We start from the raw sequence: 13,220 nt of genomic DNA on the forward strand, positions 1-13,220 counted from the left end.
GAAAAATAAAGGTTAATCTTTACAAGGAAAACGTTACCACGTGTTACACAATCTTTCTTTACAATATATAAGGGGTTTCTTGATACACGTAATAATTCAACCAATTAGAAAACAATAAATTACCATGACTCCTCCACCTAACAAGCGGCTTTTCATCTGGATTATTATGTTTAAAATAGTTTTTTGGCACATCAATATTTAATCCCTTGTCACGATCTCGTTCGTATTCTTGTTTTAACGTCTCACAACTATATTCGCTATGTCCAAGGGCAAACACTTGCCTTCCTTCTGGCCCAATAACAAGGTGAACACCTGCTTCTTCAGAGTTTGCTAACAATGTTAATTCTTTCACTTCTCTAATATCATTCTCTCGTACTTCTGTATGACGAGAATGCGGAGCAAAAAACAATTCATCAAATCCTTGTAATAATTTCACATGTTGCTCGCAAACTTCATGTTCAAATACACCAAACATTTTTTCCTTAAGGGGATACTTTGGAACACCATAATGATAGTACAAGCCAGCCTGTGCCCCCCAGCAAATATGGAGCGTAGATGTTACATTCGTTTTTGAATACTCCATAATATGTTTAAGCTCTTCCCAATAATCTACCTCTTCAAAAGCAAGGGTCTCCACTGGCGCTCCTGTAATAATGAGCCCATCAAACTTTTCATTTTCAATATCACGAAACGTTTTATAAAAGCTTGTTAAATGTTCTTGCGTTACATTACGCGATAGATGTGATTCCATATGAAGCAAATGAACATCTAATTGTAACGGTGTGTTTCCAATTAAGCGAAGTAATTGCGCCTCTGTGTCTTGCTTCGTTGGCATTAAATTTAATATAGCAATTTTTAAAGCACGTATATCTTGTGTTTCTGCCCGCTCCTTCGTCATTACAAAAATATTTTCTTTTTGCAACACTTTGCGAGCCGGTAAATCTTTATCAATTATGATTGGCATGTGTTTTGCCTCCAACTAGAGCTGCTTCCAAATCTGCAATAATATCAGAAACATCTTCTATACCAACCGATAAACGAATTAAATCGGATGTAACACCCGCTAAACGCTGATCTTCAGCATTTAATTGTCTATGCGTCGTACTAGCAGGATGTATAACGCAAGTTCGTGCATCAGCTACGTGCGTTACAAGAGTTGCTAGTTTTACATTTGCGATAAATTCTTTTGCTGCTTCTAATCCGCCTTTAATACCGAAAGTTAAAACACCACTAGCACCTTTTTTCAAGTACTGTTGTGCTAATGAGTAATTTTCATTACTATCTAAGCCTGGATAATTCACCCATTCAATACGTTCATGATTAGCAAGCCACTTAGCAACTGCAAGAGCATTTTCACTATGACGTTCCATTCGTAAATGCAATGTTTCTAAGCCAATATTGCTAATATATGCATTGAATGGGCTCATACAATTTCCATAATCTCTTAATAGTTGAACACGTGCTTTCACAATATATGCTGCTGCACCAAAGTTTTGAACGTAACTTACACCGTGATAACTTGGATCTGGTTCAACAAGCTCAGGATATTTTCCATTTGTCCAATCAAAGTTTCCACCGTCAATTACAATACCGCCTAAAGAGCTCGCATGCCCATCGATATACTTCGTCGTAGAATGAACAATAATATTTGCCCCATATTCAAACGCTTGGCATAAATAAGGAGTTGCTAATGTATTATCAACGATAAAAGGTACCTCTAATTCTTTAGCGGCAGCTGAAAATTCTTTGAAATTTAAAACATTCATCGCTGGATTTCCTAATGATTCTGCATAGATAAGTTTCGTCTTATCGTTAGCAAGTGCCGTAATTTCATCTGCCGTTAAATTTGGATTAAAGAACGTAACATCAATGCCAAGCTTACGTAAACTCACCCCAAATAAATTAAACGTTCCCCCGTAAACAGTTGAAGAGCAAAGTAAATGATCCCCACTACTACAAATATTTAAAACTGCGAGCATAATAGCTGCTTGCCCAGAAGCCGTTGCAACAGCTCCTACACCGCCTTCTAAATCTGATAACTTCTGCTCAAATGCTGCTAAAGTAGGGTTTCCAATACGTGTATAAATATATCCTTCTGCCTCTAAGTTAAATAGAGCTGCTAAATCATCCGAAGTATCGTATTTATACGTTGTGCTTTGATAAAGTGGTAAAACACGTGGTTCACCATTCTTTGGCGTATAGCCACCTTGCACACAAATTGTTCCTTTTCCCCATGATTCTCCCATCTCTCATTCTCCTTTCTTTTATACAAAATAAAAAACTGCTCCTTTCCTGAAAACAAGAAAGGAGCAGTTTGAAAACACGCTCTAAAGGCTCTTTCTTATCTCTCAGGATTACTACCTGCAGGATTTGGCACAATTCCGTTATACGGCTGTTGCCAAGGTTTCATCGGGCCTGTCCCTCCACCTTTTCTTGATAAGACTATGCAATTACCGTTGATTTTATAGCAATAATTTCCTAATGTCAAACAGTTTTTCTGAATGTTCTAAAATAAATGTTAACAGTTTCATATAAATCAACAAAAGAAATATATTCTAGTCTATTTCAAAAAAGACCTTTAAAAACCTCAAATCAGTCTATAAAATTAAATAAGTAATTTAACCTATAAATTCAAATTCCCCAAAAGTTAGCCTATATGTTGAATAGGCCATCTTCTCAAAAAGATACTATATATATTCAATCCATTTTTCACTAGTATATTTCACTTTTTTCCCTACTAAGATTTACATAACGGAGGTATAACATGACAAATAAAAAAGATATGCATTACATACTTGCTCTATATGGCATTCTTCTAGGATCTATAGTAGGAGCTACAGTCTGGTTATTTTTAGTCACAATAAATATTGGAATCCACTTTATTTGGGGATACTTGCCTGAAGTTCTCTCTTTTCCCTCTTATTACACCCTTTGCGTAACAATAATTGGCGGGGTCCTTGTTGGTCTATCACAAAAACATTTCGGTACATACCCACGCCTTATGCCTGAAGTAATGGCTGAATATAAAAAAACTGGTCGAATCGAATATCGCTTTGTCCATCGGGCTACTTTAACAGCGATTATTGTTTTAATTTTCGGTGCTAGTCTTGGTCCAGAAGCCGCACTAGTTGGAATTATAGGCGGACTGTGCACATGGGTAGGGGATCGCTTTAAATTTGCCTTAAAGGGTATGAATGAGCTAACCGAGATCGGAATTGGCGCTACTTTAAGTGTCATTTTTAACGCACCATTATTCGGTTATTTAGCACCAAATGAAAATGAGGGGGAAGAAATTGCTGCTTTTTCTAAAGGAAAAAAAGCGATTGTATACTTAGCTACTACTTTCGCAGGTTTTTCTGTTTATTTACTACTGAGTAAACTTGATAATCGTGGATCCTTTATTGTTGATTTCGGAGAAGGTACACTTTCTTTCAATGAATGGATTGCATTTCTTCCACTTGCTAGTATCGGTGCTATAGTTGGTTTCTTTTATTTCAAGTTAGAATTCACATTAGAAAAGTTAATTCACCCTTTTAGAGAATACAAGCTGACACTCGGAATTATCGGTGGTATTTTATTAGGAATTGCGGGAACCTTTCTTCCGTACACATTATTTTCAGGGGAACATCAATTAAAAGAATTAGTTGTTGAATGGAGCCATTTATCTTTTTGGATACTACTTCTTTCAGGGATTTTAAAGTTGTGCATTACTGCCGTTTGTTTGAACACAGGGTGGCGAGGTGGACATATCTTCCCAATTATATTTTCTGGGTCAAGTATCGGATACGCTGTAGCATCTATTCTTCCTATAGATCCAGTAGCATCTGTTGCCATCGTAACAACAGCAATTTCAAGCTATGCGTTACGAAAGCCAATAGCTATAACATTACTATTACTTATGTTTTTCCCGCTTAATTTACTATTGCCCATGCTTGGTGCAGCTGCTATCGGTAATGCCTTTCCACTCCCAAAACATAACGAAAATAAAAATTAATAAAAATAGGCAGTGGGGACGAAAGCTCCACTGTCTATTTTTTTATTACACATGCTGCTTCAATAACGCTTCTAACTCCTCAAAATTATGCACTTCATATGTCGGTATAATCCCACTATCATTTAATTTCCTTTCTGGATTAAACCAACAAGTATCAATTCCCGCTACATATCCACCTTTAATATCAGCGCTTAATGAATCCCCAATAATCAGCCCTTCTTCAGGTGCAAAGTTAGGAATCCGTTCAAAAACATAATCAAAATACTCTTTCATCGGTTTTTGAAAACCTGTATCTTCCGAAACAAAGACATCTTTAAATAATGAATGTAACCCTGCATTGCGCAAACGTTTATCTTGCGTCTTAGAAACACCATTTGTCACTATATACAATTCATACTCCCCTTGAATTTGATTTATAAATTCAAATGCACCTTGCATGAGTTGATTTCCTTCTTCTAAGTAGTTACGATAATTATTTTCGAATAATATTCCATTTACTTCTTCTCCATACTCTTTAAACAACAGAGAGAATCGTGTATTTACAACTTCATTGCGTGATAGTTCACCTTTTTCAAAAGCATCCCAAAGACCTTTATTTATCTTTTTATAACGAGCCTCTATCTCGTCTGTTAAAGGGATTCCCTTCTCTTCAAAAAGCACCCGTAAAGCCACTTTTTCAGCCTTTTGGAAATCTAATAATGTATCATCTACATCAAATAGCAATGTTTTATATTTTTTCATAAACTCATCACACTCTCTTTTCTACAAAAACAAATTTACATAAATCGTATCATTCCTTCTTGTAAAGATAATAGGAGATATCTCATACTATAAATAGAGGTGAAAATATGAAAATCAGCAAAAATGAGGAAGAAATTTATCAATACATGCAAATCCATCAATTCCATACCCTATTTTCATTTCATGTCTTGCCATATGTAGAGCTACATTCTTTTCAAACGAAAGAGATGATATGTAGCGAAGGAAATACTCTCCCTTATCTCTATTACTTAATTTCTGGGAAGGCAAAAATATATATGAGTCATAAAAACGGGAAGGTTTCATTAATTAATTTTATTCAAGCACCATCTTTTATCGGGGAATTAGGATTAATAGGAGTAGAAAATATTACTAAGTCCGTTGAAGTACTAGAAGATTGTGTTTGTTTGGCACTTCCTCTTAAAGATTGTCAGCAACTTTTATTACAAGATGCAACATTTTTACAGCACTTATGCAAATTTATTGGAGAAAAGACAATTACTCGCACTGAAAATTACGCAAAAAACTATAGTTATCCTTTTGAAAATCGATTAGCTGCTTTTATTTTATTAACAGAACAAAATAATTGTTATATAGAAAAGCATACTGAGGCCTCGGAATATTTAAATGTCAGCTACCGTCATCTTTTATATGTATTAAATCGGTTTTGCCAACAAAATTATTTAAGAAAAGAAGGCCGAACATATTATATACAAGATCGAAATACATTAGAAAAGCTTGCTGATGAACTAAAAATATAAAAAAACAGCATTAACATATAAACGTTAATGCTGTTTTTTCGAGTGACGAGTATAATTTTAATTAAAATTTACTTGCTACTTTAGCTGCTTCTTCAAGACCTGCAGCGATGATTTCTTCTGCTTTATCTGGGAATTGGTTATGCCCTTCAATAACTACTGTTTCCATGTTTGTTGCGCCGAAGAAGCCCATCATACTTGCTACATATTTAACAGCCATTTCTACCTCAGCTGCTGGCCCTTCTGAATATACGCCGCCTCGTGCATTTAATAATGCAATCTTCTTATCTCCGATTAGGCCAACTGGACCCTCTGGCGTATATTTGAACGTTTTACCAGCACGGTTTAAATAATCAATATATGTGTGCAATACTGCTGGAATCGTTAAGTTCCATAATGGGAAGCCGAAAACAACTTTATCAGCTTCTAGGAATTGATTTAAATACTTATCAGCAACTGCTACTGCTTTTGCTTCTTCTTCTGTTAAATCAAATCCTTTACCTACCTTGAATGTACCATTGATCATGTCTACGCCTACGTATGGTAATTCTTCTTTATATAAATCAAGTTCTACTACTGTATCATTTGGGTTTGCTTCTTTATAGTTTGCTAAAAATGCCTCATATAATTTTACACTAACTGCTTGTTCCGCTGGACGGTTATTTGCTTTAACGAATAAAACTGTTGCCATTATTTATTCCTCCTAGTACTCACTCTTATGTTGTTATATGCTTTCAAAAAAGGTATCCCTTGTAATTGTTGTTTTGTTGCTTACAAACATATTTTATCTTTATATAAAGACAATTTCGTCCTCACATAGACGTATTTTTCCATAAAAAAAGTCCACCTTCTAAAGGCGAACTTGGTCTTACGACTTTCGTCTTATACAATTCCATTTTTAACTGCATATAATGCCGCTTGCGTACGATCAGATAAATTCAACTTACTCAAAATACTACTTACATGCGCCTTAACCGTCTTTTCTGTAATAACTAAAACAGATGCAATTTCCTTATTGCTCATCCCTTTCGCTAATAGCTGCAATACTTCATTTTCTCTCGCTGTTAGCACATCCACTTGAATAGAAGATTCTTCTTCCTTTTCTTCTACAGGTAATGTTTGAGAGAGAAGAGCATTTGCTATATCCGGATGTAATTGAATATTACCTTTATATGCGCTTCGAATAGCCTCAACAAGCTGATCTGGTTCTACATCTTTTAAAATATACCCACTTGCTCCAGCCCTTAATGCAGGTAACACATGCGCCTGATCAGAAAAGCTAGTTAATACAATTACTTTCACATTTGGATACTCTTTTTTTATATATGCCGTCGCCTCAACACCATCCATTTCAGGCATATATAAATCCATTAATATAACATCGGGATTTGTTTCTCCTACTTTCACTAACGCTTCTTTCCCATTATTCGCTTCTCCAACTAACTCTAAATCTTCCTGTGTACTTAAGAAAAATGCTAATCCTTTTAAAACGACTGTATGATCATCAACTAACAATACTTTTATTTTCACAAACTTCCCTCATTTTCACATCATAATGGTACATTTACTTTTACGCTCGTTCGTTTATTACTACTTACAATTTTAATTGTTCCACCAACTAATTCTACTCTTTCACGCATCGTAGTCATACCTAGTGATTTCTTTTCTTTTATATTCTTTTCCACAAAGCCCTTTCCTTGATCAACTATTTCTAATGATACATTTTTCTCATTCACTGTAAAATAAATCGTCGCTTCTTTTACACCTGCATGCTTACTTACATTGTTCAGTGCTTCTTGGCCTATGCGCCACAAAGCTTCTTCTACTACACGAGGTAAATCACGAACACCCGTAACTTGCTCCCTAATTTTCAGTCCCAAATTTTCACCGTACTGCTTTAGAGCTGGCAATAATCCTTTTTCTAATCCTGCCGGACGAAGCTGCCAAATTAATGTCCTCATTTCTTTCAAAGCTCCTTGCGCAAGTTCACGCATCTCATGCAAAGATTGATCTACCTTTTCATTTTTACCTTTTAAAACTGCCTCGGCGCCTTTTGTCATGAAGGTTAATGAAAATAATTTTTGCGAAACAGAATCATGTAAATCTCTTGCTAACCGATTTCTTTCTTCCATTCGTACAAGTTCACGGCGCTGCTCGTTTAACCTCAAATTCTCTATTATTAACGAAACATGGTTCGATAATGCTTGAATTACATCTATTGTATTAGCATCAAACTCTCCATTATTCAAACTAACACATAAAACACCAAATATATGGTTTTGAATATGTATTGGTGTAGCAATAACAGCTCGATTTAGATGTACATTATGTCCTATTTGATGTTTTATTAGAACTGGTTCATCTTGTTCTAACGCCTTCTTGGCCGCCTCTTTTACATCCTCTTGTAACTCTTCCTGAACGTAAGACGCTCGCAGAGATAATTCTTTTTCCTCCCTAATAAAAAGCGCTACTTGATTCCATTGAAATACTTCACCTACGTGATTTACCACCTTTTCAGGTAGTACATTAAACTTATGAATCATTTTTAAATCTTGAATGAAACGCTCTAATTTCACATAATAATGTGCTCTTCTCTTTTCATTTTCATATAATTTTGTTCGCTTTAAAGCCGTACCAATTTGGAAGGCAACCGATTGGAGTAATACTAATTCTTCTTCTGAAAAATGTGTTTTACCCGGACTTGCAACATTTAACACCCCAAATTTTTCTCCCCCAGCTTTTAAAGGAACCGTAGCATGATGAAGAATGCCCTCCGTATCCCCCCAATTATATTCAATTGCATTATTAATTCTTTTACATTCAATAATATTAACGGCTCTCTCTAATTTTCCATCTACAAAACCTCGTAAACACCAACATTCACCTTCGCACATCGGGCGTTTATTTTCATATGTAAGTGCCTCTGGTAATTGATAATCAATTAACTTCGTATACTTCCCATTTTCATCCGCAAGAAAAATCCATCCTGTCGTTAAACCTGTTACACTTAGCAATTTCTCGAGGACAGCTTGCAATACATGATATGTATCATTTGATGTATTTAATGTTTCTGCAATTTCCTTTAATATAACTAATTCATTCGTACGATTATCTCGAAACATACTCATTCTCCTGCATACAAGATTTTAAATAGCTCTTAAAATAAATCATCTACTTTTCACTTTGTACTTATTCGTAACATTGATATAATGGTGAAAACATAGTTTTCATTATATCACTCGAGGGGGCTTTCATAATGACATTAAATAAAGCACTTACTATCGCTGGTTCTGACACAAGTGGCGGTGCTGGTATACAGGCAGATTTAAAAACATTCCAAGAACTGGGCGTATACGGAATGACATCTCTTACAACAATCGTAACGATGGATCCACATAACGGTTGGGCACATAACGTATTTCCAATCCCAGCTTCTACATTAAAACCACAATTAGAAACAACAATTGAAGGTGTTGGCGTAGACGCTTTAAAAACAGGTATGCTTGGATCAGTAGAAATTATTGAAATGGTTGCAGAAACAATCGAAAAGCACAATTTCAAAAATGTAGTAGTTGACCCTGTTATGGTATGTAAAGGTGCAGATGAAGCATTACACCCTGAAACGAACGATTGCTTACGTGACGTTCTTGTGCCAAAGGCATTAGTTGTAACGCCAAACTTATTTGAAGCTTACCAATTAAGCGGTGTGAAAATTAATTCTCTTGAGGACATGAAAGAAGCAGCGAAGAAAATCCACGCTTTAGGTCCCAAATACGTACTAATTAAAGGCGGAAGCAAACTTGGTACGGAAACTGCAATCGACGTCCTATATGATGGAGAAACATTCGAACTTCTAGAATCAGAAAAAATCGATACAACCAATACACACGGTGCAGGTTGTACATATTCTGCTGCAATTACAGCAGAACTTGCAAAAGGAAAACCTGTGAAAGAAGCAGTAAAAACTGCTAAAGAATTCATCACAGCTGCTATTCGTTACTCATTCAAAATTAACGAATACGTAGGTCCAACTCACCATGGTGCATATCGTAAATTCGTTGTATCAAAAGAACTTGTCTAATATATAAATAAAAACACTCACAAGGTTCATACATTGCCTCTGTGAGTGTTTTTTATAAGTTTTATGTCTTCCGGTCATCTTATCTTTAAGATGCAGAGCTGACCTTATTTCTACCATTTCGTTTCGAGTAGTATAACGCATCATCCGCCGCTTGAATAAATTGCTCTGATGCCCCTTCATACTCTGAAACCCCTACCGAAACTGTAATTTTTATTTTTGTTCCATCTAACAATTCAAATGAATGTTTTTCAACAGCTATACGAGTTTGTTCCCCAACATGAATTCCATAAGCTATTCCTTTCCTTGGTATCAAAAGCGCAAACTCCTCTCCACCCTTTCGAAAAACCAAATCCGGAAATGCTGACATTTCTCGCAAAATATGCCCTACTTGTTTTAACACTTCGTCTCCCGCTGGGTGCCCATACGTATCATTTACATGCTTAAAATGGTCAATATCTATAAGTAGTAAACAAAGTGAATCGTTTTTCAAGTGTTTATTACTAATATGACGATTCATCTCTAAATCAAACTGCCTTACGTTTCCTAGACCTGTCAATGCATCTATCGTTGCGTATTGCTTCATCGTTTGAAATAGCTCATTGGATTGTAAAACATAATTTGCACTTATGAATGTTATGTAACCTGTAATAATACTAGAAATTAAATATAATCCCACTATGTGGAACTCTTTAATTAACCATATATATAACGCTGGGATTAGAATAGATAAAATATATGCGTGTAACCATACCCACTTTTCCCCTAAAGAAAGCTTCATACGCGAAATAAAGATACTCCCTATTCCTATCGCAATGATTGTATAAAAGGCCACTTGAGAAGCTAATGAATAATCCATAAACAACAGTCTAGTTACTAAAATCATAATAATTGTTATGGTACTCGCTATCGGCCCTCCAATAATAACAGCTAGAATAACAGCTAAGTAGCGTAAATCCAATAGGATGGTACCAACACGAACACCGAAATACATTAGTAATATACCTAGTATCCCAGTAAAAATGCCTACTACACATTTCTGCCCAAAAGAGAATCCTTCTTTTAACGGCTTATCTCTTAAAAGCTGACCTCCAACAAAAATAAAGGAAAGAATAATTGTTGTATTTACAAATAAGTCCCTTAACATAAAATGATCTCCTTACTTTTCTATCTATCCCTTTCCTTACTTTATTTTATACGAAATCCCTATAATTCCCAAAGTTTTTATTTATTTTTTGCTGTTCCACGTGAAACAGCAAAAAATAAAAAGGGCGAAAACTCGCCCTTTTTCATTAACAACAGCGTGATATTTTTCCACCCTTTGCGTTAAATCTTGCTTCTTGTGCCTCAGCAAAAAATTGCTTTTGACATAAAACCTCTTCTTCAGGATGATGCTTTTTCATATGCTCCACATATACTTCATAACTTGGTACCCCAACGAGCAAACTAATAAAGCGCTTCCTTTCCTCCCATACTTGCCACAGCTTTTTAAGCATAGTTCCTCGACTCACTTTCATCTCTAGGAATATATGGTGCCTCTTTTAACGGCATTGGCTTATTTCTTAATACTTGTATCCAAATTCGAAGTGCTGAAATTAACACAGCGATTACAACTATCATAAAAATCCCACAAAGCGCTGCATCAATATAATCATTGAAAATAATTTGCTTCATTTGAGCGACATTTTTAGCTGGCGCTAACACTTTTCCCTCATCTAATGCTCTCTGAAATACCTTTGCATGCGATAGAAATCCAATTTTAGGATTTTCATGAAATAGCTTTTGATACCCCGCCGTCATTGTTACAATCAGCAACCCGACAGTTGGAATAAGTGTTACCCAAACGTACGCCTTTTTTCCCATTTTGAACAAAATTGTCGTTCCAAGTAATAATGCAATACCTGCTAGCATTTGATTTGCAATACCGAAAAGTGGCCATAATGTATTAATTCCACCGAGCGGATCTATTACCCCTTGGTATAAGAAATATCCCCACCCTAATACACATAATGTTGTAGCGATTACATTTGCTAATGTAGAATCCGTTTTCCCAAATGGCTTATATACATGCCCTAAAATATCTTGAATCATAAATCGGCCGACACGCGTTCCGGCATCAATCGTTGTTAAAATAAATAGGGCTTCAAAGAGAATCGCAAAATGATACCAAAATGCCATCATGGCCGTTCCACCTATTACTTGTGAGAAAATATATGCCATACCTATCGCTAATGTTGGCGCACCACCTGTACGTGATAAAATCGTTTGCTCTCCAACATTTACAGCGAGATCTTTTAGTTCATTTGGTGTAATAGCAAATCCCCATGAGGAAATAACTTGAGCTGCCTGCGAGACATCTGTACCGATAAGTGCTGCGGGACTATTAATTGCAAAATACGTTCCCGGTGTTAATACACAAGCTGCAATCATCGCCATCGCTGCTACAAACGACTCCATTAACATTGCTCCATAACCGATTGGCTGTGCGTGTCCCTCTTGCTCAATCATCTTCGGCGTCGTACCTGATGAAACAAGAGCATGGAATCCAGACACTGCACCACAAGCAATAGTAATAAATAAGAAAGGGAATAGGTTTCCAGAGAACACAGGACCAGTTCCATCAATAAATTTCGAAACTGCTGGCATTTGTAAATCTGGTGCTACAATTAAGATACCGATTGCTAACCCTACAATTGTTCCGACTTTTAAAAATGTACTTAAATAATCACGTGGTGCTAAAAGCATCCAAACTGGTAATGCAGATGCAATAAATCCATATACAATAAGCATAATAGCAATTGTTTCACCACTAAATGTGAACATACTTGCAAGTGTTGGATTTTCTGCTACATACTGTCCTCCAACAAGAGATAAAATAAGTAGGATAATACCAATTACTGATCCTTCTCCAACACGACCAGGCCTAATATAGCGCATATAAACTCCCATTAAAATAGCGATAGGAATCGTTGCTGCTATCGTAAACATTCCCCAAGGACTTCCGATTAGTGCCTTTACTACGACCAACGCTAATACTGCTAATAAAATAATCATAATTCCTAAAATACCTATCATTGCAATTAGTCCTGTAACAGGTCCAATCTCATCTTTAATCATTTCTCCTAACGATTTACCATTACGTCTCATTGAAGCAAATAAAATAACAAAATCTTGGACAGCCCCCGCAACAACTACCCCAACAATAATCCAAATGGTCCCTGGTAAATACCCCATTTGTGCCGCTAAAATCGGTCCTACTAAAGGTCCCGCTCCAGCAATCGCTGCAAAGTGATGTCCAAACAATACCCACTTATTTGTTGGAACATAGTCTTTCCCATCATTTAATGTATGGGCTGGTGTTTGCCGATTATCATCTAAATTAAAAACCTTTCTCGCTATAAATCTACTATAAAAGCGATAAGCAACTGCATATACACATACGGCAGCTACTAAGAGCCATACAGCATTAATGGTTTCACCTTGTGATAAAGCTATTACCCCAAAAGCACCTGCTCCTACTGCTGTAATAACGCCCCAAAGTAAGATCGATTTCAATGTCTTCACATACAATTCCCCCAATACTATTTCTTAGTGGAGATTGTACTAAATTTTCTGAATATTTAACTTGAAT

General features: G+C 36.0%; 12 protein-coding genes and 1 riboswitch. Of the genes, 3 read left to right on the forward strand and 9 right to left on the reverse strand.

All coding sequences use genetic code 11. From position 1 onward, the window contains the following. Positions 1-58: 58 nt before the first annotated feature. On the reverse strand, positions 59-964 hold the full coding sequence (gene metA, locus BC_RS26950; RefSeq protein WP_001121536.1) for a homoserine O-acetyltransferase MetA: 906 nt from the start codon (positions 962-964) through the stop codon (positions 59-61). Beyond that, complete coding sequence (locus tag BC_RS26955) at positions 948-2,246, reverse strand: bifunctional O-acetylhomoserine aminocarboxypropyltransferase/cysteine synthase (RefSeq protein ID WP_000504788.1); 1,299 nt, start codon at positions 2,244-2,246, stop codon at positions 948-950. Before BC_RS26955 ends, metA begins: the two co-directional genes overlap by 17 nt. 92 nt (positions 2,247-2,338) lie before the next feature. Beyond that, positions 2,339-2,443: riboswitch (SAM riboswitch) on the reverse strand. A gap of 321 nt (positions 2,444-2,764) precedes the next feature. Between BC_RS26955 and BC_RS26965 the strand changes: the two genes are divergently transcribed. Beyond that, positions 2,765-3,994 carry a chloride channel protein gene (locus BC_RS26965; RefSeq protein ID WP_000182456.1) on the forward strand — a complete coding sequence of 410 codons (1,230 nt, stop codon included), beginning with the start codon at positions 2,765-2,767 and terminating at the stop codon, positions 3,992-3,994. A 45-nt stretch (positions 3,995-4,039) separates the two neighbouring features. Here BC_RS26965 and BC_RS26970 read toward each other — a convergent pair whose 3' ends face one another. Next, the gene (locus tag BC_RS26970; RefSeq protein WP_000760196.1) at positions 4,040-4,735 is read right to left on the reverse strand and encodes a YjjG family noncanonical pyrimidine nucleotidase; all 696 of its coding nucleotides are present in this window, start codon (positions 4,733-4,735) and stop codon (positions 4,040-4,042) included. Between the two features lie 107 nt (positions 4,736-4,842). On the opposite strand from BC_RS26970, the gene BC_RS26975 reads away from it, so the two are divergent. Further along, positions 4,843-5,514, forward strand: a complete 672-nt coding sequence (locus tag BC_RS26975; protein ID WP_000703313.1) for a transcriptional regulator YeiL — start codon at positions 4,843-4,845, stop codon at positions 5,512-5,514. Between the two features lie 61 nt (positions 5,515-5,575). Here BC_RS26975 and BC_RS26980 read toward each other — a convergent pair whose 3' ends face one another. The 3 genes from BC_RS26980 to BC_RS26990 all read right to left on the reverse strand — a co-directional run bounded on the left by BC_RS26980 (position 5,576) and on the right by BC_RS26990 (position 8,633). Then, a complete protein-coding gene (locus BC_RS26980; protein WP_000246741.1) occupies positions 5,576-6,202 on the reverse strand; it encodes an FMN-dependent NADH-azoreductase in 627 nt (208 codons plus the stop codon). 191 nt (positions 6,203-6,393) lie between these two features. After that, the gene (locus tag BC_RS26985; RefSeq protein ID WP_000695801.1) at positions 6,394-7,041 is read right to left on the reverse strand and encodes a response regulator; all 648 of its coding nucleotides are present in this window, start codon (positions 7,039-7,041) and stop codon (positions 6,394-6,396) included. A gap of 20 nt (positions 7,042-7,061) precedes the next feature. After that, the gene (locus tag BC_RS26990) at positions 7,062-8,633 is read right to left on the reverse strand and encodes a GAF domain-containing sensor histidine kinase (protein ID WP_000488138.1); all 1,572 of its coding nucleotides are present in this window, start codon (positions 8,631-8,633) and stop codon (positions 7,062-7,064) included. A 134-nt stretch (positions 8,634-8,767) separates the two neighbouring features. Here BC_RS26990 and pdxK point away from each other — a divergent pair, with 134 nt between their 5' ends. Continuing rightward, entirely contained in the window at positions 8,768-9,592 is an 825-nt protein-coding gene (gene pdxK / locus BC_RS26995; RefSeq protein ID WP_000174260.1) for a pyridoxine/pyridoxal/pyridoxamine kinase, read from the forward strand. A gap of 85 nt (positions 9,593-9,677) precedes the next feature. Here the strand turns inward: pdxK and BC_RS27000 are convergent, their stop codons facing one another. The 3 genes from BC_RS27000 to cstA form a co-directional block, all read right to left on the reverse strand. Beyond that, complete coding sequence (locus BC_RS27000) at positions 9,678-10,736, reverse strand: GGDEF domain-containing protein (RefSeq protein ID WP_000942915.1); 1,059 nt, start codon at positions 10,734-10,736, stop codon at positions 9,678-9,680. 145 nt (positions 10,737-10,881) lie between these two features. After that, positions 10,882-11,085: a YbdD/YjiX family protein gene (locus tag BC_RS27005; RefSeq protein ID WP_000914500.1), complete on the reverse strand. Its 204-nt coding sequence runs from the start codon at positions 11,083-11,085 to the stop codon at positions 10,882-10,884. Further along, entirely contained in the window at positions 11,078-13,153 is a 2,076-nt protein-coding gene (cstA, locus tag BC_RS27010; RefSeq protein WP_000854314.1) for a carbon starvation protein CstA, read from the reverse strand. The genes BC_RS27005 and cstA overlap by 8 nt, the downstream gene beginning before the upstream one ends. Positions 13,154-13,220 lie beyond the last annotated feature (67 nt).

The organism is Bacillus cereus ATCC 14579, from assembly GCF_000007825.1.
In the GTDB taxonomy this organism is placed as follows: Bacteria; Bacillota; Bacilli; order Bacillales; family Bacillaceae_G; genus Bacillus_A; species Bacillus_A cereus.

Bases quoted from the DNA above. Each gene is read 5' to 3' on its own strand.
- metA (WP_001121536.1), bottom strand. From the start codon at position 964: ATGCCAATCATAATTGATAAAGATTTACCGGCTCGCAAAGTGTTGCAA.
- BC_RS26955 (WP_000504788.1), bottom strand. From the start codon at position 2,246: ATGGGAGAATCATGGGGAAAAGGAACAATTTGTGTGCAAGGTGGCTAT.
- BC_RS26965 (WP_000182456.1), top strand. From the start codon at position 2,765: ATGACAAATAAAAAAGATATGCATTACATACTTGCTCTATATGGCATT.
- BC_RS26970 (WP_000760196.1), bottom strand. From the start codon at position 4,735: ATGAAAAAATATAAAACATTGCTATTTGATGTAGATGATACATTATTA.
- BC_RS26975 (WP_000703313.1), top strand. From the start codon at position 4,843: ATGAAAATCAGCAAAAATGAGGAAGAAATTTATCAATACATGCAAATC.
- BC_RS26980 (WP_000246741.1), bottom strand. From the start codon at position 6,202: ATGGCAACAGTTTTATTCGTTAAAGCAAATAACCGTCCAGCGGAACAA.
- BC_RS26990 (WP_000488138.1), bottom strand. From the start codon at position 8,633: ATGTTTCGAGATAATCGTACGAATGAATTAGTTATATTAAAGGAAATT.
- pdxK (WP_000174260.1), top strand. From the start codon at position 8,768: ATGACATTAAATAAAGCACTTACTATCGCTGGTTCTGACACAAGTGGC.
- BC_RS27000 (WP_000942915.1), bottom strand. From the start codon at position 10,736: ATGTTAAGGGACTTATTTGTAAATACAACAATTATTCTTTCCTTTATT.
- BC_RS27005 (WP_000914500.1), bottom strand. From the start codon at position 11,085: ATGCTTAAAAAGCTGTGGCAAGTATGGGAGGAAAGGAAGCGCTTTATT.